A 25,954-nucleotide genomic window follows, 5' to 3' on the forward strand; every position below is an offset into this window, starting at 1 on the left:
CGTCTCAGAACCCCCAATCCGTTAGCGAGAGAACGTCTCTTTTTCCAGTCTTAGAACTGTATTCCTGACTGATAGCAACAACAGTCAATCTGAAAGCAGAACAGAAAATTATAAGCCAAAACTTCTGCCGGTAGAAGTAATACTGATTGGCAGGAATGCTGATTGGCAGGCTGGACTGGTTTGCAATTGAATTCTAAAAGTGTAAAGTAGAAATCAGAAATCAAAAGTTGAAACTCAGTAGTAAGTAGTAAGTGCTTAGTAGTCAGTAGTGAGTAGTTACTACTTCCTTCTTAGTAGTAAGTAGTAAGTTCTTAGTAGTAAGTAGTAAGTTCTTAGTAGTGAGTAGTGAGAACTGAGTAGTAAGTAGTCAATTCTGAATTTAAATTTAGAAACTACAAAGCCCTATATTATTAAAAGCAATATTACTTTTAATAGGAAAGTGCACAATATGTAATGTGCACATATACAGGATTATGTGCACATAATGTGCACATATATAGAACCAACCAGCTCGGTTCTGACCAGTCTGCCAATTCTGGTAATTCTGATTTTTGAAAAGCGAAATGCACAAGTGCAAAGTGTAAAGTGTAAATGCAAAGAGCAAAATGCAAATTGACATTCTGAATTTAAATTAAGAATTTAAGTTTCTAATTTCCCGTCTCTTCAAATAGCTGTATAAAGTTGTGTAAGGGACTTCAAGAATCTTAGCAATAGATGCTACTGATACACCTTTTTTCTAAACTCTTCTATATTGGTCCTTGTATTTGTCTAGTCCAGAAGAATAGCTACCTTTAGGACGTCCAAGGGGTTTACCTTTTGCTTTTCTTCTCCTTAAAGCTTCTTTTGTTCTTTGACTAATTAATTTCCTTTCTATTTCTGCAGTTATAGAAAAAGCCATAGCAAAGACTTTGGATTGCAAATCATCTTTTAAGACTTGCTTGTTCTTTACAACGTGAAGTTCCACACATTTTCTTAACAGAATGGAAAGGATTTCCATAATCTCCAGCATAGATCTACCGAGTCTGGAGAGTTCGGTAATAATCAAAACATTTCCTTTCGAAAGCATTAAGAATAAGATCTCCTACCTTTCTAACCTTTCAACTTTTCCTACCACTTATAGTTTCTTCTATAATCTCAATATTTCCTAGCTTTTTCTCATTAGCATATCTAAGAATTTCAAATCTTTGGTTTTCAGTCTCTTGTCTATCTGTAGAAACTCTTATGTAAGCACAGACATTCTCAGAAAACCTTACATGTATTCTAAATTCAAAGTACTTTACCTGTCTTAACGAGAGTTTATACTAAATAAAGATAACTCATCAAAGGGAGGGATAAATGAAATTAACTACAAAAAAATTAAAGAAAATATTCGACAAATGTTTCTCTGAAATCGGTAGAGAAAAGAATAAAGATGTTCAATGGTATTTAAAGAAACGTCCTAAACGCATCACAAAACAAAGTTTTTTTGAACAAGCCGTATGGGCAATATGGGTAGCAGGAAAAACTCGTCGCAGTGCAGAAACATTCCTTAGTCGTGCAGAAGAAAAAGGATTTGTTTGGGACTTCACCACTATTGCCTCTTGGAACAAAGCACGTTTAACTAAATTCATGGAAAAATTACATGGACGTCCCGTTCCTAAGGGTGCTCGCAAAAGATGGGAAGCGATCTACCAAATTGCTAAGCTTCTCAATAATTATTCAAATGAAGCGGAATTCCGCAAAGAATTCTTTAACGGAAAAATTAAAAGTGCCGAACTAGATAAAAACGATGTCAAAAATTTAGTCAAACTAGGTCTTCCATTTATAAGAAAAGCAAATGCCAGTTTTATTCTCAGAAATATGGGAGGCGAATTTATCAAGCATGATCGATGGGTAGAAGCATTTTTACGGCATTACAATTTATCTTTAGATGATTTAGAAAAAATGCTTCAGACTTTAAATATTCCATTAGGTCTCTTTGACATTGTTATATGGGCTTACTGTGAAAAATTTATAGGCGATACTAAAAAACTTAATGAACACTTTAAGCAAGCTTTTGGATAAAAAGATTACTTATAGCATTCATAGGAAGTTATAAAGATCCAATTTTTGGTTTAGTTCAAGGAGGGACTATGATAACCAAAAAAGACAAACTTTCTTATATTGAGGGTCAAATTAAAATGCAAGTATCTGACCTAGAGAAAGCATTTGAAATCATTAAGAAATATAAGGTTGATGTGAAAATTTCCATAAAAGAAAAAACTATCGAAATAGAATTAGGTTCCTTATCATCTACCCTCACAGTTAAAGATTTAATCTCAATGCTTCAAGAACTAGAACCTCTCTGCGTACCTTTAGAACGACCAATAGTCGATATTTTTTAAAATAGAAAATCAAGCTTAAAATAGAGGCACTATCAGTGATCAAATGGAAAAACGAAAAAAGAAAACCCACCTACATAGAAGGCTGGCTTAGAATACAGATATCTGATGTAGAAAAAGCATTAAGAACTATAGAAAAATATAACCTTAAAGCTTACATCCACACTAAAAAGGGAAATACTTGCGAAATTGACCTAAACTCTACTTCCTTCTCAATTAAAGAATTAATTTCAATGCTTCAAGAACTTAGTTCTATTTGCATACCTTTAGACTCAATAGCTAACATATTAAAAGAATTAGAAGAAGATGATGATAAACCCGAAAATAACAGCTGGCTAACCTAATCTATGAAACTTCAGAATTCCAAAAATAAATTTTGGAATAATCCATTGTTTGAAAGCACGCACTTCCTTTTCTGAAGAGAAGAACTTTTTGTAACTGGAAGTTTTGCGATAATTCCTTGAAAAGATGGTCGTAGGTTTTCCGTATGATAAAAGAAATAAAACAGACAATAGAATTTTACAATCAGTATGCAGAGAAACTGATAGAAAAATACGAAAAAGCAGAACCTAAGAAACTTCAAACTTTCATATTGAAATCGCTTCCTGGTAGAGAATCTAAAATTTTAGAAATAGGATTTGGATCAGGACGAGAACTAAAGTTTTTAATGGAGAATGGTTATCAAGTTTGGGGAGTAGATGGTGCAATAGAGTTTGTTAAGTTGGCAAAAAAGAGATTTCCTGAGATATCTAATCGTTTTTTCCACGCTTGTCTTCCAGATTTAAATCTTCCTTCTAACTATCTCAAGTTTTTTGATGTAATTATTTCTATCGCGGTTTTAATGCATATTCCAAAAAGGTTTTATAGACAAATTGCTAAGAACTTGGCTAAGTATCTAAAAGATGATGGTGTAGTAATTTTGAGTTATAGCTTAACTCCTCGAGAAGAAAGAGAAAGATTTTTTGAAAGGATGGATCCGAAAGATGTTTTGGAAGCCTTTTTAGCTGAAGGTTTTAGAAAAGAAGATGAACTAAAAACATCGGATGCTTTCTTAGAAAGAAGGGATATCCTGTGGATTACAGAGGTATATAGACTTGAAAGAAAAGATTGACATTGAGTATCTGATAAAGGTTAACAAAGTCATAGAACGGGAAAGGAAAAGCAGTACTTATAAGCTTGCCCTTATGTAGATGTAAAATCTTCAACAGACCTATAGATGTTCATTTAATAGGTGATCTTGCTTGGTTTTGAACTTCTGGGACCGAATAACTTTCTTTAATCCTGTTTTTCTTGAGTGCGTGTTTTCAAACAAGCAAGGGCTTCTTTCACAAGGAGGGATTTCACTGTTTGTGATTTTTGATTGTTTTTGAGAACGGTAATAGAAATTAAAAAAGATATATTTGAATGTATTCTATATGTAAATAGCATATAAATAGTGTATGCTTTATGTATACTTTCTACACTTAAGATAGATACTCAGTTTATTATGGAGAAACTTTGTTTATAGTTCCTAAAGAGAGAATAAGAATCTTAGGAAAATCTATAAAAGAAACTTCAGAAAGGATTTCTAGCTGGATATTTGGAAAATAGAAAGAAAAAAAAGAACTTAGGAAAGAGAAATCCTCTCCAGAATGGTTCAGTTTATCTTGTTTGTGGAAAATCTATAGTATTCCTTCTCGTTTAAGAAGCATTCTAACAAGAGTAGAGGCTGAAACTCCGTGTTCCTCAGCATACTGGTTAACTTTTTCTTTTTCTTCTCTTGAAAGATATACAGCGAGATATGTTTCACTTCTTTTTCTTTTGCCTTTTTTAGAAGTGACATTCTTTTTTAAATCTGCTTCTTGAAGAAACTCATCCATTCTCTTGAAGCCCATGGTTACATCTCCTGTATGTTTATTATGTATTTATACTGTATGCAAAATATATGTATTTTACATGTCACTTACAATTAGACTATCTATTTCTTTAATAAGCGTTTTTATTTCACGACACGCTTTAGAATTGGGGTTATACTCACAAACTGAAAGACCGTTTTGATAGGATCTTTTGTAATCTACGCGACGAAAAATTTTAGAGTTAAAGATTTTGAAAGTAGGAGAGGATTCTACAAACTTTTTTAACTCTATAATTTCCGAAAGGCTTCTTGCATCTGCATTGTTTATTAAAACATACACGTTTAAGTTAGGATTATACTTTCTTGCTTTTTCTACCACTTTCTCAAATTTTTGTAGACCAAAAATTTCTATCTGACTAGGAGATACAGGAGTAATAACCATATCTGAAACAACTAGAGCAAATCTGTTAAGGTCATTATCGTAACCACCACTATCTATAAGAAGCTTCTCATTCTTCCTTTCCTGCAAAATCGTTTTTATATCCTCAAGAGTTTCAGGAGTAAATACTTGTAATAATTTTCCTTGTTCCCTTTCCCGAATTTTTGAGAAAAGATAACAAGAGTGCTGACTGTCCAGGTCTATAATCGGAACCTGCATTTCTACAGCGAGGTTGACTGCTATTGTTGACTTACCTACTCCTCCCTTTTGATGGGCTACGGTAATTATCATGGATAACTCCTGAATTTAAAATTTAGTCATTGCACTTACAAGTATACCACATATAATAAGCATGTTGTATAGATACTTTTTATATGTGAAATACATATATAAAACATATAAGTTTCGAACAACTATTTTCTTTCTCCTTAAAACAACGGTAAATGGGAATCGAAACTTTTGCCGGCAGAAGTTTTGTTGATTGGCAAATTGAAATAGTCTGTTTTAAAGGTGAGAATAGGAATGAAAGATAAAGTAGAAAGGGAAAAATTGAGGCTTGATAGTTGATGTTTGAGGACTGGTAGTTGATGTTTGAAGGTTGAGAATTGGAGGTTGAATAGGGAATTAAACTGTAAAGTTTCCGTAGAAGGAATTTGTTTGAAGGCATACATTAGCAGAATCTTAACCATAAGTTGAGGGGAGTTATGGCTTTAAAGGATTTAGAGTTACCTTTTTGTATGAATACCTCAGAGAATGATTTAGTAAAGGAATTCTTTATTCCCTTATTAAAAAACTCTATCGAATATAAGAGGGGAGTGGGTTTTTTCTCTTCTGGATGGTTTAAAGTGGTGTCAGAGGGAATAATCAATCTTGTTCTAAATGGTGGAAGAATTAGACTTATAACAAGTCCTATTCTTTCAAAAGAAGACTATGAAGCCTTAATAAAGGGAACACAAGCAGCACGGGATAGAAAGCTTTATGAAGCTATTTTGTTTTCCATAAAAGATTTAAAAGAATCTCTTGAAGAAGATACTTTATCAGCTATTGCTTGGATGATTGCAGACGGAATAATGGAGATAAAGTTGGCAGTTCCAAGAAATAATTTAACAGGAGATTTTCATGATAAATTCGGTATTTTCATCGACAGCGAAGGAAACAAAGTAGCTTTTTCCGGTTCACCAAATGAAAGTATACAAGGTATGCATAATTACGAATCTATAAAAATTTTCCCTTCATGGAGAGATCTTACATCAAAAGAAATTGCTGAAGCTGAGGATTGTAGATTTGAATTACTATGGAACGATAAAGATCCAAATTTAAAAGTTTTTTCAATCCCAGAGGCAGCAAGAAAGGAGATTCTTAAGTTAAGGACAAAAAAAAGACCTTACAAAAAAGAAGTAATCTTAAGTGCATTTAAAGAAAATAACTTACCTGTTCTAAGAAATTATCAAAAAGAAGCGGTTAGTAAGTGGGTTAGTAATAACTTTCAAGGCATATTTGAGATGGCAACAGGAACGGGAAAAACTTTTACTTCCTTGTTTGCAATAAATGAATTTATTAAACATTCAAAGCGAAACTTAATAGTAATTATAGTTCCTTTTGTTCACTTAATAGATCAGTGGGAGAAAAACGTTAAGTTACTGTTTAAAGATCCTATTAAATGCTGCGGTTCGAAAAACAAATGGTTATCAGTGTTGAGAGACAAAATTTTGATACAAAATAAGGGGGATATAGAAAACTTAGTCGTTATTTCTACCATACAAACAGCTATTAAAGATTACTTTCTTGAGGTTATTCGTAAAGCTTCTGGTAATAGTCTAATCGTTATTGATGAAGTTCACTATGCTGGTGCACCTGAATTTTCAAAAATACTTGATCCATTCTTTAAAGCTCGTATCGGCTTGTCTGCTACTCCGGTTAGAATGTGGGATGAAATTGGAACTGAGAAATTGGAGGAATATTTTGGTGGTGTTGTTTATCGCTTTCCTTTAGGAAGGGCTATTCAGGAAGGTTTTCTAACTCCTTACGAGTATCATCCTATTTTAGTTGAACTTACAGAGGAAGAGTTTGAAGAATATCAACTGTATTCAGAAAAAATAGCCAAGTTGCTTGCCCGCGAAAGTTTATCTGAAGAAGAAAAGAGTAAGAGGTTAGAACATATTCTCATTAGTAGAGCTAATCTTTTAAATAGGGCAAAAAATAAGTTAAAGGCTTTAGAGAAATTAATAGTTCAGAATAGACTCATTAAATACAGTATTTTTTATTGTGATCCTTTACAAATTGAAGAAGTTTCTAGTATACTTAGAAAATATAATATAGTTATTTCTAAATTTACAGCTAAAGAAACAAAAGAACAGCTAAAGAAACAAAAGAAGAAAGAAAGCTAATCTTAAGTAAATTTGAGGCAGGAGAAATAGAAGCTTTGGTTGCAATGAAGTGTTTAGATGAGGGAGTGGATGTTCCTGCTACACAATATGCATATTTCCTGTCTAGTAGCACGAACTCACGACAGTTTATTCAACGAAGGGGAAGAATCTTACGCAAATTTAAGGGAAAAGAAAAAGCAGTAATATTTGATTTTATCACCGTTCCTCCTAAAGACCGCGAAATTTCACCAGTTACCCGTAAAATCTTATCTAGAGAGTTCAAGAGATTTAGAGAATTTGCTTCATATGCAGTTAATAAGTATAGGGCTAAAAAGGAAATACTTGATGTTGCAAAGAGATATCACCTTTTAGATGAGGTTTAAAATGAACTTTGAAAGAATAAAAAAAGAAATAGAGACAAAAGATTTAATTGTGATAAAGGCTTTGCTTGAAATTTTAGAGGTTGAAGAAAAAAAGATAGGGCTACAGAGACCCAAAGGAATAAAAGACGATATAAGAAAAATTTTTGATCGCTGGGGAAAGGAATATGATCCTGAAGAAAGTTAAGGTTAAGAACTTCAGACAATATTATGGTGAACAAGAACTAGAGTTCTCTACGGATCCAGAAAAGAATATTACCTTAATCTATGGAAAAAATGGTGCAGGAAAAACTTCTCTTTTTATGGGTATAAACTAGGTTCTCTATGGTTCGTCAGAGGTAAAAATAGAAGGTAAAAAAGTTAATAAGAAGGCAATAGATGAAGCAAAAGAAAAGGGTGAAGAGTTTGTAGAATCAGAAGTTGTTCTTACTTTTTCTCATGAAGGGATTGATTATCAAATAAAGCGAAAAGTGGTGTACGATGTAAAAGAGGATATTGAACATCCGGAAGAAGTGCAGATGGAGAAGATTTTTCCAAAAGTTGATGAAATATCAAATTCGTTGATAGCCTTAAATCCTATATTACCCCCAAATGTTCGAAGTTACTTTTTCTTTGACGGGGAAAAGATAGATGAATTTTCTAAACCTGATCACGACAAGGAAGTAAAGGAAGCTGTATACAAGGTTCTTGGTATTACTTTGATAGAACGGGCGATATCTCATGTAAGAGATATTTTAAGAGAATATAACAAGGAACTGGCAAAAAAATCCTCGGGTAGATTGAGGGAGTTAAGAGAAAAATACAATGATGTTTTACAAGAAAAAGAAAATTTAGAAAACGAATTGAAGGAAGCAAAAGAAGAAAGGGAAGCACTGGAAGCTAACATAAGGGAGGTGAAGAGTAGGCTTAGGGAAATAGAAGAAATCCAACACTTGATAGAAAGGAGAGATGCTTTAGAAAGTAAATTAACAAGTATGGAGTTGGAACTTTCCAAAATCTATTCAAAACTTAGGAAAGTAATCAATAAAAGTTTCCTTTTAATAGGTAGTATTTCTATAGAAGAGGCTTATGAAATACTAAGTAAGGAAATAAAAAATTCTGCTGATATTCCTAAGAAGTTTTTATCAAAGTTAATAGAGAAAATCTTAGAAGAAAAGGAATGTATATGTGGTTCAGCATTAACTCCGGAAATGAGAAGAAAACTTATAATGAAAAAAGCGGAAATTGCCCAAATGGCGAAAAGTGATAAGACAGAAGAAATAGTAAGTTCCATTATTGCAGAAATTTCAGGATTGAAGAGTAAAAAGGAAACTATACATAGTGAATTAATTTCTCTTTTTAGTGAGAAAATGAGATTAATGGATAAGATTCAGAAAACCTATGAGGCTTTAGATGAAGTGGATCAGCAGTTAAGTAAAAATGAGTTGGAAGATGTAAGAAAACTTCAAGGTTTACTTGAAGAATATACAAAAGATTTGGGAAGATATACTCAAAAGATAGAAAGCATAGAGGAAAAAATAAAGGAAAAAAATGAAGAAATATTGTTCCTACAGAAGGAGATTAGTAAGGAAGAAAAGAAAGAGAGAGAAACTAATGAATTAACTAGGAAGAAGAATCTAGCGCAGGCAGTTTTACATCAACTGGAGACTCTCTATGAAAAGTTGTCTTTCAACTTAAGAAAAGAGATAGAAAGTGAAGCTACAAAGATATTTAAGAAGTTGATTAGGAAAAAGGAATTCTTTAAACGTATAGAACTTTCTGAAGACTATCTCCTTAAGCTTATAGATGCCTTTGAAGATAGAGAATCTAAAAGAGAACTTTCTGCTGGAGAAAGACAAGTATTAAGTTTAGCTTTCATATTAGCATTGGCAAAAGTATCAAAGAAAGAAGCTCCTGTAGTTATGGATACTCCTTTTGGTAGATTGGATCCAGAGCATAGAAGTAATATTCTTCAAGAGATTCCCTATTTAACACGTCAGCTTGTTCTTTTTGTAACTCCTTCAGAAATGACAGAGTCTCTTAAATTGCTTATACAAGATAAAGTAGGAAAGGAGTATGAACTTGATTTTAATGAACAGGAAAAATATACAAAAATTGTTCCTTTAGAGAGGTAGATTTATGATTTTGGAAATTTCTTTAAGGGACAAAATTTATATAGATGAAGACACACATGATATATACAAGAGGCTTAAGGAGGATTTAAAACTCTTTGATACTATGAAAGAACTATTCTTAGTAGCGGCAGCTGTAGGATATTATAACAATAAAAGAGTACCTTTAAAAAGGAGAAAAGATATTTTCTCTAAAAGTATTTTCGATAAGGAAACTGATATTCCATTTATTTATGTATTAGCATTAGCGGGAGAAAAAAGTAAAGAAGTTTTTCAAAAAGATGTTTTAAGTGTAGTTGAAGAATATGCTAACGGTGGAATTAGAATTTTGGCTGAAAAATTTGAAAATGTGAGAAAAATGGAAGAAGCTATAGACGAATTTAGTGCTTATTTAGTGGAGAAGTTTGGGTAGATATTTGTTCGGAGGAGCGGAAGTGGGAGTAGAATATAAAAAGTATGAGTTAGAGAAATTCTTTGATCTTATAGATAGTGGAAAGATAGTTCTTCCAGAATTTCAAAGAGGATATGTATGGTCAATAGGAAAACAAAAAAGATTTCTTGCTAGTATTTTAGTAGGATTGCCAGTTGGAAGTACTCTTCATATTGAAGGTTCAGCTGGTGACTTTGTTGCAAGAGCTATTTGTGAACGACGAGAAGTGAACCCGAAAGAAGAATGTGAATATCTTTTAGATGGTCAGCAGAGGATTTCTACTCTTTATAATATTTTTCAAGATATTTATGAAAAAGAAGAAACAAGGGATTGGAAAAAAGTCTTAAATTCTCTCTTTGATAAGCTTAGATATAGATGGTTTATTAAATTATCAAAGGAAGATGATATCTTTGGACTTAAAACATTAAAATTTGATCCAAGTAAGCTTCTTACTCTTGAACCTAGAAGAGTGGAAGAGTATATAGAGGTGAAGAAAATAGAAGATATAAAGGAAGAAAAAATACAGAAAAAAAATGCTTGGTACCATCCTGCATTTATTCCTATAAAAGATGGACGAAAACTTACAGGTCGGTTATCTGAATTGGAAAAGGCAAGATTGGCTGCAGAGGAATATTTAGTACCTTTGTTTGAAATTAGAAAGAAAGAGTTAGGATTGCATAGGCAAGTTCTTAAGCAAATTGCTAAAAGAAGAGTAGAAGAATTACAAGCAGAAGTAGCTGATGGAAAACTTAAGTTGAGAGATATATTGTCAGATATTCATCCAGATATAGATAACTTGGACGAAAGAACTATTAATGAAGTATGGACAGAGTTGCAAATTAGTTGGGTAGAGGATGTTTCAAGATATCTAGAAGGATTACTAAAAAGAGAAATTCCTGTTGTACTTTTACACAAAAATGAAATAGGTAGAGCTGCTGTTATTTTTGAGGAATTTAATACTGGAGGAACTAAGTTAGAAGATTTCGATTTGTTTGTTGCTAAAGCAGCTAGAGTAGATTCAGAGAGGTCACTTGTAAGAAGGATAATGAATGTTCTAGATAGATCTTTTGATACTACTCATTTAGAAAATGAGGCTATAAATTGGAAAGCAAATTTATTTACTCCAACAAAAGAGTTAAGTAAGAAATTTAAAAAGATATTTTTGAATTCCTTATCGTTAATAGTATTTTCTCTGGAAAAAGGAGAAGAGCTTTCGAAAGAAATGACTCTTAGTGGTAAGATTCTTTCTTTACAACCTGAAGATGTAGTTAAATATACTGAGAGAGTAACAGAAGCTATTGTGAAAGCTTTTGCGTTTCTACAGTTGAAGTGTGGGCATGTTAATGAAAAATCTATTAGTTATGAATATATGATTTTACCAATAGTGTATGTGTTCTATTGTAAAGATGACATATGGTACGATAATAGCATTCTGAATAAGATAGGTGCTTGGTTTTGGGGATCTTTGTTTGCTGGTATGTATAAAGAAAGACAGGATGATCAGTTAATTAAAGATATAAAAATGCTTAAAGCTTGGTTAGTAGATGGAGAAGAAGATTCAGAAGAATTTAGGCGTTGGAAAACTGTTGTAACAGATAAAATATTTAATAGGGAAGGTTATTCAGACTGGGAGACACTGTTAAATAAAAATCCGGAAACAGAAGCACCTAAAGCTATTAAGAAAGCTATACTGAACTATATTCTTAGTAAGAAACCTGTAGATTTTTTACCGGATCAAGAGATTAATCTTACTGCGTATAAGTGTGCTAATGGTAATTTTAAGTTGGAAGAGCATCACATTATACCACTAGCAAGTGCAACTAAAATAGGAGAGTCTACAAAGAAGATAAGAAAAGAGAAAAAGCATATTTTGAATAGTCCCCTCAATCTTACATATATCTCTGATTCAGCAAATTTAAGAATCAGAGATAAAAGAATAGATGAGTACTTTAACGAGTTGGGACACTTTAAAATAGGTACCCACATTTTTCCAACGGATATAAGGAAGCCTCAGAATGACGAAGAAAGAAAAGAAATTCTTAAGAAACGTTTGGAACTTTTGAAACAGAGTGTGACCTCTGAAATCAATATGTTACTAAATTCCTAAAGTCTTCAAGCTTTTTAACCCTATTATAGAGGAGATCTGCTCCTCTATTTATATGTGCTCTGAAAAGCTCAAGTAGAAGTTTTTCATTTTGCAAATCAAAGCCATCTTTGTAAGCCCTTTGCTTAAAAAGACAAATCAAGATAGTGTCTAAATCACCAAGTAAAACATGCCTCATTAACTCTTGACCATCTTGTTTATACCAATTCGGATCTGGTAATGTGGGGTCTTTCAAAGATAGAACCAAACCAAATCTACAGAGAATATTAGGAGTAAGACCTGTTCTTCCTTTTAGTATAGAAAGTTTTTGGCTAACTTTCTTGTCTAGGATAATCCTGTTAAATTTCATTTTCTCTCTCCTAAAGCTACTAATTCCAGAAGTATCCTTTTTGCACTTTTGTACACATACAATCTTCGTCGTAGACCAATAGATAAGAGTGTGATATATGTTTCTTCAATATGTTGAAAAGTTCTTTGTCCACTTCTACATTAGTAGACAAAATAATCACTTGATGGCTAATTTGTGGGAAATAATTATTAGCAAGATTTTCTCTGTGTTCGTTATCCAATCTACCTAAAGGAGTGTCTATAATCACTGGTAACTTTTTACCCGAGGTTTTTGCAAGTCCCCATAAAAACGATATTGCAAATATTTGTCTTTCTCCTGAAGAGAGTCTATCAATAGGAATTTTTCTATTATTCAAGTCAAAAAGAGTAATTTCAAAAGTTTCAGGGTCTATATGAAGATCTCTTATAAAATTCTCTTTTCTTTTAAGCTTATAAAGGGCATCTAGTATTTCTTTTTCCAAGATTTTTACCTTTCTTTTTATAAATTCGCTTCTGAACCTGTTAAGAACCTTCTGTGACTTTTCTATTAGGGAAATAACTCTTTTCTTCTTTGTCTTTTGTTTAATGAAGTTTTCTAATTTTTCTATCTCCTTTTCTATCTTTCTCTTCTCTCTTTCTAACTTATTGACTTCTTCTTCTAACTGTTTCTTTTTAATTTCTGCTTCTATCTTTTCTTGGTCTAGCTTAGATATTTTTTCTAAATAGGGTCTGATAACCTCTTCGTCTGGAACATTTTGTAAACTGCTCTCGACTTCTAGTAACTCTTCTTCTAAGGTTTCTAATTTACGAAATAGTTCTTTAGCTTTATGTAAAGTGTTGGTTTTTAGGTTCTGTACTGCTATTTCTAGTAGTCTGTTTTCTCTTTCCGAAAGATCGTGAATGATGTCTATTTTAATTTCTTTTTTTACAAAGAATAGTCTTTTTATATTTTCTAGCGTATCTTTATCTAAAGGAATGGATTTCAAAATACTTTCAAGTTCTTTGTACTTATTTTTTAGTATCTCTTCCTCAAACTTTATTTTTTTTATCTCTTTTTCCATTTCTAGCTGGGCTAGAAGTTCTTCTAATAGATTTATACCTAGTGCAAGAGGTAAATCTTTGGAAGAAATTTCTCGTATCTCATTCTTAACTTCTTCTATTTCGTTTTCCAGGAATTCTTTTTTGGATAGGTTTCTTTCATAATTTCTAAATAACTCTCCACCTTTTTCAATAAACTTTCTTTCTGCTTTCTTTAGTTCTTTTTCTAAATTGATTCTCTTTATTTCTAAACTAGCAATTTCCTGTTTTTTCTTTCCTAACTCTTCTTCTATTAGTTCTCTTTCTTCTTCCAGTTTGTTGAGTTCCTTTTGAATTTCTTCAGAGAAATCCTCTTGATGAAGATATCTTTTTCTTAATATTTCTAAACTATAGTTTAGAGTATCTACTACTGTAACTCCTAAAAGAGACTTGACGTCATTCACAAACTCTACTTCTGAAAAGTCTTCTGCAAGTTTTTCTATTTTCTCTCCATCAAAGAAGAAAAAGTTAACCAAACTTGGAGGAATAATATCAGAAATAAATTCTTGCCATTGGTTTTTAGGAATTTCCTTATAAACTTCATTGTTTTTGTAAAGAAGAAATTCTTCTTTAAAACTTTTATTAAGATCCCATTTCCTAATTACTTTGTAAGTATCTTGAGATTCTAAGGAAAAATAAACAAACTCAAGTGATATTTGGGCAAGGTTCTCTCCTTTATGTATAAGTTTTCGAATAAACTCTTCATATTGTTTCTTTGTGTATCCGTAAATATTGTTACCGTATAAACATAACTTCACAGACTCAAGTAATGTAGTCTTTCCTGTTCCGTTTTTTCCACCAAACAAAATAATGTTTTTTCCTTTTCTTGGCTTTAAATCAAAAACATTTCTTCCTTTGTAAAGACCTATATTTTCTAAGGTTAAAGAAGTTAAAATCATTCTTTGTTAACCTCTCTTAAGATTTCTTCTTCTGTTCTCCATTCTTCGTTAAGAATTTTTTCAAGTTTCTTGATAAGGGAGGTTTTTCTTGAGGAAAAAGCATTATACTGGCAAGTGTTAAGTAACTTGATTATTAGTCTTGGGTCTACATTTTCTTCTGTTGCCAATGACTCTATTAATTTCCTATCTTCCGCTGAAAAGACTCCAATATCTTCCTTTGGAATTTCTAACTCTTTTTCATAAACTTCTTTATAGATTTTTGCGACGCTATCTTCCCAATCACCTTCTTCCAGTTTCCAAATTCTTCTAATTTCTAAAAGTTCTTCAAGAGATATTAATTTAATTTCTTCTTCATAGGGATTATTCTCATTTATCTTCTTCTCAGTTTCTAAAAGTTCTTTTAGGAAAATTTTTCTATATTCAAACTTGTAAGGTCCTCTCCCTAATTTCTTAGTTCCATTTCCATAGCTATTTCTTAAAAAGTATATACTTCCATCTCTTCTTTTGTAATCACGATAGATATGCTTATTTTCTGGATCTTGAGTTTTAACAAGCAATTCCCTAAATTCTTGAAGAGGGCGCAGCCAATTTTCCCCACTTTCTATAAGAGAACTAAGAGATTTTTCATTCTTAACAACAGTACAGACCCAACAACCGAATCTACTGTTACCTCCTGTCTGTTCATCAGCTGCAACTAAATTTCCAACTATAATAGGTGGTTCTCCCGCATTTGCTTGTTTATACATTTCAAATAACTCTTGATTGTTTCCTCCCCATGGAGACTCAAAATTAAGTAAATAATTCCAAACATCTTCAACTGTCCAGTCTTCTATAGGCGTGTAAACTAGAGCTCCAGGAAGAGTTGAATGTCTAGATAATCTACTATTTTCTATTTTGTGTTCATTTATCGTTTTCTCTCTATTGAGGCTTTCTGCCTTTCTAACTCCTAAAACTACAATAACTTCTCCATATTTACTTACTGTTTCAATTACAAATCTATTTGAAGGTTCTATCTTTAGTCTATCTGTGCACCATCTAAATTCTTTAGTGGGGGCAGGGTAACCTCTTCCAATCAAATTAACCCAAAAAGTATCTGAAATTCGGGGACATACTTTTACAGCTTGAATAGGTAATCCTTTTTCTTTAGCTGCTTTATTAATAAGGGTAAGATTTTTATCTACGTAGTTTATGACTTTAGGGATTTCTATTAGTGTATCGGAAGAGAGTACGTATATAGGCTTTCTTAACTTATTTCTCGGCATTCTTTCTAAAGCTTCCCAAACCAATTGTAATGTTGCTGTAGAATCTTTTCCTCCGCTGTACCCTATTATCCACGGATAGCTATTTGAGAAATAAATATTCTCGATCTCTTTGTAAAGAGTATCTAAACTTTTTCCACCAAATAGAAAGGATTTTTTAGATTTATGTGACATATTTTTCTCCCAATATCTTCTTTAGAATGAACTCTGCTGTAGCTTTTATGTTTACGTTAGCTTTACTTAATCTACCTTTGTTTAGTGCTATTCCTTCCCACTCAGGATTATTTCTATGCCAGTCTATATCTTTCAGCCTAGAAAGAATTTCTCGTAGGTTTAATTGCTTTTTGATAATTACGCGACCTACTATAGCGATAGCGTTCAGAAAAAGTCCATGAGAATGGATGTATTCTTGTCTTGCCTTATAAGCAGCTAGTTCGCCTTTTTTTATCTTTTCCCACTCAGGAATGTTCCTACCTACTTCTTCCCAGAATTCAAAAGAAAGTATTCTGTCTTCTTCGCTTATTTCCACTTTGTTGCCTTTCTTATCTAGAAATTCTTTGGTAGCATGATAAATGCTACTTAGTGTAAAAAGTTTATTTGATCTATTTGATATAGAGCTTCTTTCATACTCTACTAAGTCTTTGAAATAGTAAACGTTTTCTGCAAGATATCTAGTTAACTCCGCCATCTGATCTCTATAGTCATATAGGATACTAATGGATGGCGTTGGTTTTACGGAATACCTGTTCAAGTCAGTAAATATTTGCTGACTTCGTTCTAGTCCTAAATCAATAAAAACAACCATTGAAATTGTTTCGTAACCTAGTTCCGGATTTTCTTGAAGGGCTTGTTTTATAGCTTCAATCCTGTGTTGTCCGTCATTTATTATGATTCTTGAGTTTTTATCTATTTTAAGTTTTCCTATTTGATAGTTTTCTTCACTAATGGCTTCAAATTCCACTTTCCCATCAACGGAAATAGTGATTGAAGAAAAAACGTAAGTGTATGGGTTATCCAAAATGTACTTTTTTATTTCTGGAATCCTTCTTTTATTGAGAATTCTCTGAGCCCTTAGTTTAGGTGGAAGTAAAGGAATGTTTATCTCTTTAAATATCTCTGGAATTAGTTTTAATGGACACATTACAGTGTAAAATTCTTTTCCTGCTTGAATTCCTCTAACAGCAGGAAAGGTATAAAAGGAATTTCTCATAAGTACTCCTATACCTTTAATGGAAGTTAACTAAAAAACTTCCATCTAATTATACATGCAAACTTCCAGTGAAGAAACTACCTTCTATGTATACTCAGCACAAGAAAAAGGAAACTATAAAATTAATACATGTATTACATGTGTATTATACATATATTTTATCAGTAAAATACAACTAAACTACATGTTAATCACATGTATAATACATGTACTACACCTGCAAGGTTATTACAAATCTCTTTCAAAACCACTTAAGTGTTCTTCCACTGATAACTTTCATACTTTACTGAAAGATCAACTTAAAGCTTTATCTCACTCAGAATTTAAAAAGCAAACTCATACTTTACGACCGATCCATCCATTCCAGCCGAAATTAAATAATTTCCATCGTTTGAAAAATCGATGGAGTTTACAAAGCCAATATGGGCAGGAAGTTTCAGAACAAGGTCACTATTTTCTAAGTTAAAAACGAGAAGATTTCCTTCAAATGTTCCACACGCTAAGAGGTCGTTACTTAAAAATTTTAAAGTGGAAGGTTCTTTCACTTTTAAGCTAGCTTCTGTGAAACCTGTTTCTGTATCTACGATTTCTATTTCTCCGTTATTTTTACCAACTGCAAGAAGTTTTCCATCGTTAGAAAATGTAAAAGTTGATACTTCTTTTCCAAAGTTTTTTATTAACTTACGATTTGTAATGTTTTCAAGTATAAACTCGGAATTTTCGTAAAAGTAACAGCCCAAGAGAAAGTTATCTCTGAAAGTCATTGCTGAAAGACAAAAGTCACCAATTGGAATCTCAGAGGTTTCCCATGTTTTAGTATTTATCAACACTACAGTACCGAAACATCCTGCTGCAAGGGTTGTTCCGTTAGTTGAAAAAGTTAAAGAACCTACAAATGTTGGACATGGAATTTTTTTGATAACTTCTTCCTTATTGGTATCAACAATAACAACCTTTTTATCTTCGGTACCACAGGCTAAAAGTCCTGTTTTGGAATTAAATGCTGCTGATTCTATAAATCCATCAGTTTCAGCTATCTCCTTAAAGCTTCTATCTTCAAAACTATATCTAAAAATCTTTGTATCCGCCACCAAAGAAAAGGACTCCTTCGAACAAAATACAAACTTTCCAGGTTCAGTAGGATCTATTTTCCAGACGATTTCGTCTTTATCTAAATCCCACAGCTCAATTCCAAGACTTCCTGCTGCAAGGTATTTGCCATCGGGACTGAAAGATATTGAGTAGATCTTTTCAAACTTTCGCATCCCTTTTTTGTAGGGAAGGCTACTTTTTAACTTTTTAATTTCTTCCAGAGTTTCTAAATCAACAAGACTTATTTCTCTAGCTTTTCCAAGGGCAATTACCTTTCCATTAGGACTGAAAACAGCAGATACGGAATTATCAAAAGTTTCTAAAACCTCTCCTGTTTCAATATCTACAAGACACGCTTTCTTCTTCCTTTCTGAGAGTTTTTTATTATCCATTTGGTGAAAAATCATTCCACAAAGGAGAAGCTTTCCATCGTGACTTATATCAAGGGAAAAGAGAGAACATTTTGAATTTTCATGAATACTAAACGATTTAATTTCTTTTCCTGTTTCGGCATTAAATATTCTTATTGTTTTGCCTTCTGCGTACATTATTCTTTTACCGTCAGGGGTAAAAGTTAAATATCCTCCACACTCAATCCCTTGTTCCCATAAGACATCTCTTGTCTCTAAATCCCTAAGCTGGAGATAAATTAAAAACTCAATTCCTTTTTCTTTTCGTATTTCTCTTTTAGTTATAACAGCAAAAGTTTTACCGTTAGGATTCACTTTAACACTTTCTACAAAGTCAAAGTTTTCTGCTATAAAGTCTGTAGATTTACCGCTTTCAATATCGACAAAATCAAGGATTTCATTTGCCCTCAGAACTAATTTACTGTCTATTGTGATGTCGATATCGTAAAGCCAAGCTTTATTACTCAGCGTCCAGAGAAGAGTTCCACTTTCTACATCCCAACATTTCGTAAATGAGTTACAGGTAGAAATCAATTTTTTTCCGTCAGGCGTGAAACTAAGATGTTTGACCCATGAAGGATGACTGGCTGATTGAATAAGTTTTTCAACTTTCATCTCTTTTCTCCCTTAAAAGGTTTGTATCTTAAGCTATTGAAAGCTTAAAAAACTCTTATTTTTCACTATGTTTCCCCTTGGATTTCATAATGTTCATCCCATCTCAGTTCAACATCTTCTTTTAGGTTGTAAAACTGACATACGGACTCAATTAAGTTTTTGTTATTTAGGACTTTTTTAGACGAAAGGATTACAAAGCGTTTTTTCCTCTTATTATAGACTACTCTGCCCCTTGGAATTTCGTCATATTCTAACAGTCTTAGTTGCGGATAACGGAGAATAAATTCATCCCAATACGTAAAGTGATCACAAGACGGCTGAACCGTGTCTCCGTAATCTTCACCATTTTCAACTGGTTCCTTAAAACCGTCAACTTTGTTGTTTACTATCCAGAAGACGCCAATATGAGGCATCTAAAATCCTTTTTTTTAACTCATTCTTATTTCTAAAATCTACAAGCGAAAAACATAAGTATCTTGTAATATCTTATATCTACAAGAAGTTTGAACGCCTCTACTATATATAAATAGTCCTCTCTTACTCCCCTTTGCTCCAATATTTGTTCTAACTCCTTGAAGCTTCTAAACTCATCTCTCAACTTTAACTCATTTTTCAACTTGTTCTTTAACCCTATTATCTTTTTTGCAAAATCTTTAGTACCTTTAATATCTGGATAATTTTCTCCTGTTTTTTTCTCGTATGTTTCCGCCTTATCAAATATAGAACGGTTACCTTCACTTATATTTAGTTTAGACTCTACTAAAAAGATGTTTCCTATATTATTTACCCATTTTTCATAGTCCCAGTCTCTTTCTTTTTCTTCTTCTAAGGAGTAGGGAAGATCATTTTTATAAAAGTCCCTCTCTATTCTTTTAAATGCTTCTTTTAGTAAGTCTTTTTCTTGCGAATTAACGGAAAACAAGTGTTCTCTCTGTAGACCTCTTGGTCTTTTAGATAAGGGCTTTAGTATGTTTTTCTCAAATGATGACTTATCATAGTCAAAATTAATTCTTTCAAATTCAGCTAAAACGTAAAAGTAATCCTCTCTAAAGTCATAAATGGGATATTTATAGAAATCCTTTCTATAACATTTGTTAGATTGAGAACTGATAAATCTATACTTTCCTTCCTTTAGATGATTGGAAAAGTTAAAGAGTCCTCCCCAAGGACGTTTACCAAGTTTCCAAACAAACATTTCTGAAAACTCTAAAATATTGAGTATATAAGCTCTTTCTGTTAAAAACTCTTTCAAACACGAAGATTCATGTTTGAGATACTCTTCAAGGAATTCGGCAGAATCTTTAAATTTTTTCTTCAAGTAATCAATTCTCTTTTCTAATCTCTCCTTGAAGGATACAAGTCCTAACTTTTTCTTCCTTTCTTCTAAGAGAAACTTCTGTTCCTCTTCAACATCAAAAGTTTTGTTAAACTTAAGTTCCGAGTTAAGATTCAAAGCTATGTAATGTGTAAATCTTGAAGCCCCATAAATGCCCAAGAATTCTCTAACGGAATAAGAAAGTTCATTACTCAGAATATCAATGCCTGATTTCTCTACATTGGTAATACTTTCTTTTAATGTTGAGTAATACTGCTTAATTTCCTTTAAACTTTCATACAAAACACTAAATAGTTTCTTAGCTTCACTTTTTAGATCGTAATTTATAAGATCCCTAAAGGCTTTATTTATTGCTTGATATATAGTATCTTCCCCTGATTCATACCATATATCTATTGAGTACTTAATACTTCCATCCAGAGAAGAACTTTCCTTCTCTTTCTTAATTACATCTATCACATATCTATAGAAACTTTTTCCACTTACTGCATTAGATCTATATAAAAGGAGATTTAAGAGATGCATTGTAGTGGCTTCTGCTTCTTTTGCACTTTTGAAAACCATGAATCTTTCTGAAGTTAAGGACTCTAAAAGTTCGTAGATGTCTGCAAAAAGTTCATTAATATCGTTGTTTTTTTCATTTCTTACTTCTTCCCCAAATAATAAGTTAGCATAATAAATCATTAAGCTTTTAAGTTTTTCTAAGGCAGTTAATCTTTTACCTCTATCCGTCTGAGAAACAAAGATGTTTATAAGTTCAGAAAATGCTGTTTCCTCTTCTTTTTTCGTTAGTTCTCTTACATTAATAACTGTTTTGATAACTTTTAGATTCTCAAGGGATTCATACAATCTACTACTACTATGGTTTGCAAGATTTTCAATAAAATAACAAAAAGCTCTCCTCATTAATTCTTGACTGTAAGTTTTAGGACATAGCTTTTCAATGTTTTTAGCATTAGCAAGTTCTTTCAAGAAATCATAGTCTATCGGAGATCCAAGAAAAATTCTTGGTTCAGAATCCTCGACGAACAGTTTTTTCTTTATTTCACTTTCTTTACCCATTCCTTTCAACTTTCGTAGCATAGCAAATAAAAATAACCATAAAGTTGTTAATCTTTGTTGTCCATCTATAATGAGATAAAACTTGGTTCTTTCATTTTCCAAGTTTTTAATCTGCTGGTAAACTTTTTTATTTACAAAATTCTTTAACTCATCTAAAGCAACCTCTGCCAAGAACACAGTACCAAAGATATAGTTTCTTATATCTCTTTCAGATACATTTTTGATATCAAAGAAAAAATCCTCTATCTGTTTTTTTTCCCAAGCATAAGGTCTTTGATAATGTGGTATGAGATACAAAACATTACCTTCCAATAATCGAGGAAACTCTGTTAATTCAACATCAAATATTTTCTCATTTTGCTTTTTAGAATCCATACAGTCCAATTTTTTCACCTCCCCTTTTCACTTCATTCTACCAAACCGCTTTACTTATCCCTGTTGCTATAACGGTTATCTCTACAGAGTCTTCTATTTCTTCCTCTATGTTAACTGCAAAGAAAAAATTTGTGTTGTCTCTCTTTGTCCTTTCTTCTACTAGTCTTACTGCCTCATAAACTTCGTCAAGTGTCAGATCCATTCCACCTTTTATGCTTATCAACACGTAGCTTGCCTTCTCAAGTTGAACATCTTTTAGAAAAGGACTATTTATTGCTTTTCTTGCAGCCACTATGCCTTTGTCTTTCCCAGTTGCTTTACCGCTACCAATAAAAGCATAACCACCATTACGTATCACGGTTCTTACATCAGAAAAATCGATGCTAATAAGTCCAACTTTCGTTATGGGTTCAACTATTCTTTTTATTGCTTGGTAAAAAACATCATCAATCAATAACCTAAAAGCGTCCAATACACTCATATCATTAGAAGCAACATCAAGAAGTTTTTGATTAGGAACAACGATTAAGGTATCCACAAACTCTTTAAGTTTTCTTATTCCAATCTTTGCGCGTTCGTGTCTTTTCTTTCCCTCAAAATTGAAAGGATAAGTAACGATACCAACAGTTAAAATTCCCATATCTTTTGCGACTTTGGCTATTAAAGGTGCTACTCTTGTTCCTGTTTCCCCTCCCATACCGGTGATAATAAACACTAAATTATAACCCTCAATAGCTTTTCTAAGCTTAGATTCTTCCTTTAAGAGTGACCGTTCTTTTACTGCCTGTTTTTCCTCAGCCTCAAGAAATTCGATAAAACCTTCTTCTATCTGAATCTTAATTGGTCCTTGAATTCTCAAAAGTGTCTGAACGTCTGTATCTATAGCTATAAACTCAATTCCTTTAATTCCTTTAGCAAAAATCATTTCAACGGTATTACAACCACATTCTCCTATTCCAATAACTTTAATAGTTGGTTTCTGTGATGTTTTATCTACTATGCCAGACATCTCAACTACCCTATAATCCAATATATTAAAGCTTACAACAAGCAATAATAAGAATAAATTTGGACAGAAAGTGACCTATAAAAAGGTTTTCTTCTTTAAAAGCAAGTCTTAAAGAAAAACATCAAATCTGTTCCAAATTGCTTTGAAAATATCTATGGAAAACTTGAAAACAAAGTTTAATGTGTTAAACTAAAATACACTAAATTAGTTTAATGGATTACTAATAGATATAGCTAAAAGACTTAAGGTTCCTGAATGAATTCTTCTACCTTCTTAAAGTCTATCTAAACCTCTATGCTGTATATGTTTTATGCGAATGAAACTCCCCGTCAAAAATCATCAGCACCAATAAAGAAGCAGATGGCTTTTTCTAACTTTCTCATTTCTTCCCTCGTCAGAGAAGCTATCCTATCAGGAATGACTCTTGATAAGTCAATTGCCCTTATCTGGTCTATCATGACTGCCGAATCCTTTTCTAAACGTTCCCTTGCCTTTATGAAAAGCCTCATGGGGTACTTGCCTTTGAGATTAGAGGTTATCGGCGCTACAAGAACTGTAGGATAGCTACTAAGAATTTCTTGCCTTTGGATGACTACCACAGGTCTCGTTTTGCCAGGTTCTGCTCCCTTCGTTGGACTGAGTTTTGCTAAGTATATCCCGCCTCTAATCAAGTCCATCTGTCACCGTCCCTTCTAAATCTCTAATATCTTTTAGGTTTTCCGGGTCCTCTGCAAGTTCCCTTGCAGATTCAATTAAATCCTTTAACATCTCCTGTTTTTCAAGTTCCCTTTTGTACAGAAGAAGAGCTTTTTTAACTATCAGGCTTTTAGGACTTTTTGTTTTCTTAGATAGGTTCTCTAACAATTCAAAGAATTGATCATCTAACCTAATCGTATAAGTCTTCAATGCATCCTCCAGATAGCTTTAATAATTATTCTATTATTTCAATAGCGGATTAACAAGTTAATTAACAAATCTGTTTTTGACGGGAATTTTTACAGTCCAGTAGAAGAAAGCCTTTAAGTGTTGTATCACAAGAAGTTTAAAAGCCCATAGAATGGAAACCAATAACAGACAAATTTCTGCAGTTAGAAAAAGATAAATAGGACTTTCAGCACTTCCTATGTCCATATTTTGGAACAGATATCAAGAAAGAGTTACTATTTTTCATGAACTTTTTGTACAAATTTATTATTTGGAATGATTCATCTTTGAAATAGGCGGAAGAAACAAAACATTCCGTCAAATAAAAGATATAGAAAACTCTTACCTTGCAATTGACGGAATAGAAGTTGGATCTGGAAACAAAATTTTCCTTTGGCTATTTGGTTTTGTTTATTAGACTCCTAACTCTCTTCGCTTTGAATGGAAAAAACGGTTAATTTATTCACCTTTCACTTTTAATACTTGCAGAAACTCCTCAGGAGAAAATACAGGAATTTTTAAAGTAGGAAAATCCTCCAGATTTCTTGTGACAATACAGGAACATTTAGAATGAAGTGCTGAAGCGTATATAACAGCATCTTCGAAATCTTTGAAATTTAATTTTCCGGCTGTTTCTATGACAGATCTATTTACAGAAGCAACTTCAACAAGATTAAGAAGAAGGTCTAGACATTCATTAGCTTTCTCTCTATTAAGAGCCTTACTTACAAGGTAGTAGATAGTAGTTATAGTAGTTGCACATATAACTCCCGTAATTTCTCCTTTTTCAACTTTGGAAAGTAAATTTGAAGCTGGCTTAGAAAAGGGTTTCCGATCAAGAAGAACATCTAAAATAACATTTGTGTCAAACAAAACTCTCATAAGTACTTTCCTTCGAGATGTTCCTTATAATCGGCCTCATCAATGTTTGTATTTCTTAACAATCCTTTAAGTTTCTTAACTGTAGGAGTTAACTCCTCTTTGTCATTTTTGTCATCTAGGAGAACACTAAAAAATTTCTCAACTATTTGAGAAATAGATTCTCCTCTTTTCCTGGAATATTCTTTAGCCTCTTCTATAACAGTCTTATCTAACCTTAAGGTTAGTTTTGTTTTCAACATCTCCTCCTGCCGTACTGTTTTATTAGAAAATATACGTCATTTTTTAAAAAGCAAGTTTTTACTTAATAACCGCCCGATTAACTCATAACTTACTATCTTTATAAATATCTCGTTAAAAAGTAGATTATTAACTAATAAAGTTAAACGAATAGCATTTTTTAGAAATTCAAATTACCAAACCTCCTAAGGAAGGTAACCTTGACAAGTTATAGAAATAAAAGTTATAATTATTTAATTCAAAAAGAAGGGAGGAAGTTCTTACAAATTCCTGAACAATTGCTGTTACACCAAATAAGCAGAAAAAGAGCGAGAACACGACAGAGCGGTTATCAGTTAAAGTCTGTTTAGTAGAAGAACTATCATAGACAGCAGCATTGGAGGGAGGTATGAGGGAGAATTCATATCAGGACAAATATGAATGGAATGCAGAGGACTATGCAAGGCATTCTGCCTCTCAGAAAAAATGGGCAAAAGAATTGATTGATAAAATGAATTTAAAAGGACATGAATGGGTACTTGATATTGGTTGTGGTGATGGAAAAGTAACAGCTGAAATCGCCAGACACGTTCCTAAAGGCCGTGTAGTTGGAATTGATATTTCAGAAGAAATGATAGCCTTTGCTTCTCAAAAGTTTCCAACTTCGCAATACCCCAATCTAATTTTTATACGAATGGATGCCTCAGCATTATCCTTCCGGGAAAAATTTGATATTGTTTTTTCAAATGCAGTTCTTCACTGGATTACTAATCATAAGCCTGTACTAAAAGGAATATACCAAGCTTTAAAGCCAAATGGGAAATGTATTGTCCAAATGGGAGGCAAAGGGAATGCTGCAAGTGTTATTGAAACCTTAGATGAAATTATAAACGAAAGGCCTTGGAAAGAATACTTTCATGATTTCTCCTTTCCTTATGGCTTCTATTCTCCCGAGGAATATAAACCATGGCTTGAAGAAGCAGGATTCAAGATTCAATACCTTGAACTGAAGCCAAAAATTATGGTTCACGAAGATATTGAAGAGTTCAAAGGGTGGATACGAACTACTTGGTTGCCGTATCTCTGCCGAATACCTAAAAAGTTAAGGAATCGCTTCATTGAAACAGTCGCCCAAAGATATGTTGAAAAATACCCACCAAGTAATGATGGAAAAATCAAAACACTAATGCAGCGATTGGAATTCATAGTAACTAAATGATTACTTAGTTCTTTTCAT

General features: G+C 32.6%; 28 protein-coding genes and 1 pseudogene. 12 read left to right on the top strand and 17 right to left on the bottom strand.

Translation table 11 applies throughout. The features are described from left to right. Window positions 1-736: 736 nt before the first annotated feature. Both ABGX27_08785 and ABGX27_08790 read right to left on the bottom strand, forming a co-directional pair. Entirely contained in the window at window positions 737-1,066 is a 330-nt protein-coding gene (locus ABGX27_08785; protein MEO2069584.1) for a recombinase family protein, read from the bottom strand. 31 nt (window positions 1,067-1,097) lie between these two features. Further along, complete coding sequence (locus ABGX27_08790; GenBank protein ID MEO2069585.1) at window positions 1,098-1,259, bottom strand: recombinase family protein; 162 nt, start codon at window positions 1,257-1,259, stop codon at window positions 1,098-1,100. A 76-nt stretch (window positions 1,260-1,335) separates the two neighbouring features. Between ABGX27_08790 and ABGX27_08795 the strand changes: the two genes are divergently transcribed. The 4 genes from ABGX27_08795 to ABGX27_08810 all read left to right on the top strand — a co-directional run bounded on the left by ABGX27_08795 (window position 1,336) and on the right by ABGX27_08810 (window position 3,471). After that, entirely contained in the window at window positions 1,336-2,043 is a 708-nt protein-coding gene (locus ABGX27_08795; GenBank protein MEO2069586.1) for a hypothetical protein, read from the top strand. A gap of 68 nt (window positions 2,044-2,111) precedes the next feature. Beyond that, the gene (locus ABGX27_08800) at window positions 2,112-2,363 is read left to right on the top strand and encodes a hypothetical protein (protein ID MEO2069587.1); all 252 of its coding nucleotides are present in this window, start codon (window positions 2,112-2,114) and stop codon (window positions 2,361-2,363) included. A 35-nt stretch (window positions 2,364-2,398) separates the two neighbouring features. Further along, on the top strand, window positions 2,399-2,704 hold the full coding sequence (locus ABGX27_08805; GenBank protein ID MEO2069588.1) for a hypothetical protein: 306 nt from the start codon (window positions 2,399-2,401) through the stop codon (window positions 2,702-2,704). A gap of 143 nt (window positions 2,705-2,847) precedes the next feature. Continuing rightward, window positions 2,848-3,471 carry a class I SAM-dependent methyltransferase gene (locus ABGX27_08810; GenBank protein MEO2069589.1) on the top strand — a complete coding sequence of 208 codons (624 nt, stop codon included), beginning with the start codon at window positions 2,848-2,850 and terminating at the stop codon, window positions 3,469-3,471. Window positions 3,472-4,021: 550 nt separating this feature from the next. On the opposite strand, the gene ABGX27_08815 is transcribed toward ABGX27_08810, so the two are convergent. Further along, window positions 4,022-4,234, bottom strand: a complete 213-nt coding sequence (locus ABGX27_08815; protein MEO2069590.1) for a hypothetical protein — start codon at window positions 4,232-4,234, stop codon at window positions 4,022-4,024. A gap of 57 nt (window positions 4,235-4,291) precedes the next feature. Further along, window positions 4,292-4,924 carry a ParA family protein gene (locus ABGX27_08820; protein MEO2069591.1) on the bottom strand — a complete coding sequence of 211 codons (633 nt, stop codon included), beginning with the start codon at window positions 4,922-4,924 and terminating at the stop codon, window positions 4,292-4,294. 446 nt (window positions 4,925-5,370) lie between these two features. Here ABGX27_08820 and ABGX27_08825 point away from each other — a divergent pair, with 446 nt between their 5' ends. The 6 genes from ABGX27_08825 (at window position 5,371) to ABGX27_08850 (ending at window position 12,027) form a co-directional block, all read left to right on the top strand. After that, window positions 5,371-7,020, top strand: coding sequence for a DEAD/DEAH box helicase family protein (locus ABGX27_08825; GenBank protein MEO2069592.1), 1,650 nt, complete (start codon window positions 5,371-5,373; stop codon window positions 7,018-7,020). 35 nt (window positions 7,021-7,055) lie between these two features. Next, entirely contained in the window at window positions 7,056-7,382 is a 327-nt protein-coding gene (locus ABGX27_08830; GenBank protein MEO2069593.1) for a helicase-related protein, read from the top strand. A 1-nt stretch (window position 7,383) separates the two neighbouring features. Beyond that, complete coding sequence (locus tag ABGX27_08835) at window positions 7,384-7,566, top strand: hypothetical protein (protein MEO2069594.1); 183 nt, start codon at window positions 7,384-7,386, stop codon at window positions 7,564-7,566. 286 nt (window positions 7,567-7,852) lie between these two features. Next, window positions 7,853-9,493, top strand: a complete 1,641-nt coding sequence (locus ABGX27_08840) for a hypothetical protein (protein ID MEO2069595.1) — start codon at window positions 7,853-7,855, stop codon at window positions 9,491-9,493. A gap of 4 nt (window positions 9,494-9,497) precedes the next feature. Next, the gene (locus ABGX27_08845; GenBank protein MEO2069596.1) at window positions 9,498-9,902 is read left to right on the top strand and encodes a hypothetical protein; all 405 of its coding nucleotides are present in this window, start codon (window positions 9,498-9,500) and stop codon (window positions 9,900-9,902) included. Between the two features lie 22 nt (window positions 9,903-9,924). After that, window positions 9,925-12,027, top strand: coding sequence for a DUF262 domain-containing protein (locus ABGX27_08850; GenBank protein MEO2069597.1), 2,103 nt, complete (start codon window positions 9,925-9,927; stop codon window positions 12,025-12,027). Here ABGX27_08850 and dndE read toward each other — a convergent pair. The 11 genes from dndE to ABGX27_08905 all read right to left on the bottom strand — a co-directional run bounded on the left by dndE (window position 12,005) and on the right by ABGX27_08905 (window position 23,826). After that, the gene (gene dndE, locus ABGX27_08855) at window positions 12,005-12,373 is read right to left on the bottom strand and encodes a DNA sulfur modification protein DndE (protein MEO2069598.1); all 369 of its coding nucleotides are present in this window, start codon (window positions 12,371-12,373) and stop codon (window positions 12,005-12,007) included. The two genes, ABGX27_08850 and dndE, sit on opposite strands and share 23 nt — an antisense overlap. A 19-nt stretch (window positions 12,374-12,392) precedes the next feature. Then, the gene (dndD, locus tag ABGX27_08860) at window positions 12,393-14,327 is read right to left on the bottom strand and encodes a DNA sulfur modification protein DndD (GenBank protein MEO2069599.1); all 1,935 of its coding nucleotides are present in this window, start codon (window positions 14,325-14,327) and stop codon (window positions 12,393-12,395) included. Beyond that, window positions 14,324-15,760: a DNA phosphorothioation system sulfurtransferase DndC gene (dndC, locus tag ABGX27_08865; protein ID MEO2069600.1), complete on the bottom strand. Its 1,437-nt coding sequence runs from the start codon at window positions 15,758-15,760 to the stop codon at window positions 14,324-14,326. The genes dndD and dndC overlap by 4 nt, the downstream gene beginning before the upstream one ends. After that, on the bottom strand, window positions 15,750-16,796 hold the full coding sequence (gene dndB / locus ABGX27_08870) for a DNA sulfur modification protein DndB (protein MEO2069601.1): 1,047 nt from the start codon (window positions 16,794-16,796) through the stop codon (window positions 15,750-15,752). Before dndB ends, dndC begins: the two co-directional genes overlap by 11 nt. A 323-nt stretch (window positions 16,797-17,119) precedes the next feature. Further along, entirely contained in the window at window positions 17,120-18,913 is a 1,794-nt protein-coding gene (locus ABGX27_08875; GenBank protein MEO2069602.1) for a hypothetical protein, read from the bottom strand. Window positions 18,914-18,978: 65 nt separating this feature from the next. Continuing rightward, window positions 18,979-19,326, bottom strand: coding sequence for a hypothetical protein (locus tag ABGX27_08880; protein MEO2069603.1), 348 nt, complete (start codon window positions 19,324-19,326; stop codon window positions 18,979-18,981). A gap of 32 nt (window positions 19,327-19,358) precedes the next feature. Continuing rightward, a complete protein-coding gene (locus tag ABGX27_08885) occupies window positions 19,359-21,686 on the bottom strand; it encodes a DUF262 domain-containing protein (GenBank protein ID MEO2069604.1) in 2,328 nt (775 codons plus the stop codon). Window positions 21,687-21,723: 37 nt separating this feature from the next. Then, a complete protein-coding gene (locus tag ABGX27_08890) occupies window positions 21,724-22,695 on the bottom strand; it encodes a cell division protein FtsZ (protein ID MEO2069605.1) in 972 nt (323 codons plus the stop codon). 329 nt (window positions 22,696-23,024) lie between these two features. After that, window positions 23,025-23,372: a type II toxin-antitoxin system PemK/MazF family toxin gene (locus ABGX27_08895; protein MEO2069606.1), complete on the bottom strand. Its 348-nt coding sequence runs from the start codon at window positions 23,370-23,372 to the stop codon at window positions 23,025-23,027. Beyond that, window positions 23,359-23,601, bottom strand: a complete 243-nt coding sequence (locus ABGX27_08900; protein ID MEO2069607.1) for a ribbon-helix-helix domain-containing protein — start codon at window positions 23,599-23,601, stop codon at window positions 23,359-23,361. The genes ABGX27_08895 and ABGX27_08900 overlap by 14 nt, the downstream gene beginning before the upstream one ends. Window positions 23,602-23,658: 57 nt before the next feature. Beyond that, window positions 23,659-23,826 carry a hypothetical protein gene (locus tag ABGX27_08905; GenBank protein ID MEO2069608.1) on the bottom strand — a complete coding sequence of 56 codons (168 nt, stop codon included), beginning with the start codon at window positions 23,824-23,826 and terminating at the stop codon, window positions 23,659-23,661. Window positions 23,827-23,899: 73 nt separating this feature from the next. On the opposite strand from ABGX27_08905, the pseudogene ABGX27_08910 reads away from it, so the two are divergent. Continuing rightward, window positions 23,900-24,037 (top strand): annotated as a pseudogene (locus ABGX27_08910) (AAA family ATPase). Between the two features lie 41 nt (window positions 24,038-24,078). On the opposite strand, the gene ABGX27_08915 reads toward ABGX27_08910, so the two are convergent. Both ABGX27_08915 and ABGX27_08920 read right to left on the bottom strand, forming a co-directional pair. Next, window positions 24,079-24,501 carry a PIN domain-containing protein gene (locus ABGX27_08915; protein MEO2069609.1) on the bottom strand — a complete coding sequence of 141 codons (423 nt, stop codon included), beginning with the start codon at window positions 24,499-24,501 and terminating at the stop codon, window positions 24,079-24,081. Beyond that, a complete protein-coding gene (locus ABGX27_08920) occupies window positions 24,498-24,737 on the bottom strand; it encodes a DUF6364 family protein (protein MEO2069610.1) in 240 nt (79 codons plus the stop codon). Before ABGX27_08920 ends, ABGX27_08915 begins: the two co-directional genes overlap by 4 nt. Window positions 24,738-25,126: 389 nt before the next feature. Here ABGX27_08920 and ABGX27_08925 point away from each other — a divergent pair, with 389 nt between their 5' ends. Then, the gene (locus tag ABGX27_08925; protein ID MEO2069611.1) at window positions 25,127-25,936 is read left to right on the top strand and encodes a methyltransferase domain-containing protein; all 810 of its coding nucleotides are present in this window, start codon (window positions 25,127-25,129) and stop codon (window positions 25,934-25,936) included. Window positions 25,937-25,954 lie beyond the last annotated feature (18 nt).

The organism is Desulfurobacteriaceae bacterium, assembly GCA_039832905.1.
Lineage (GTDB): Bacteria > Aquificota > Aquificia > Desulfurobacteriales > Desulfurobacteriaceae > Desulfurobacterium.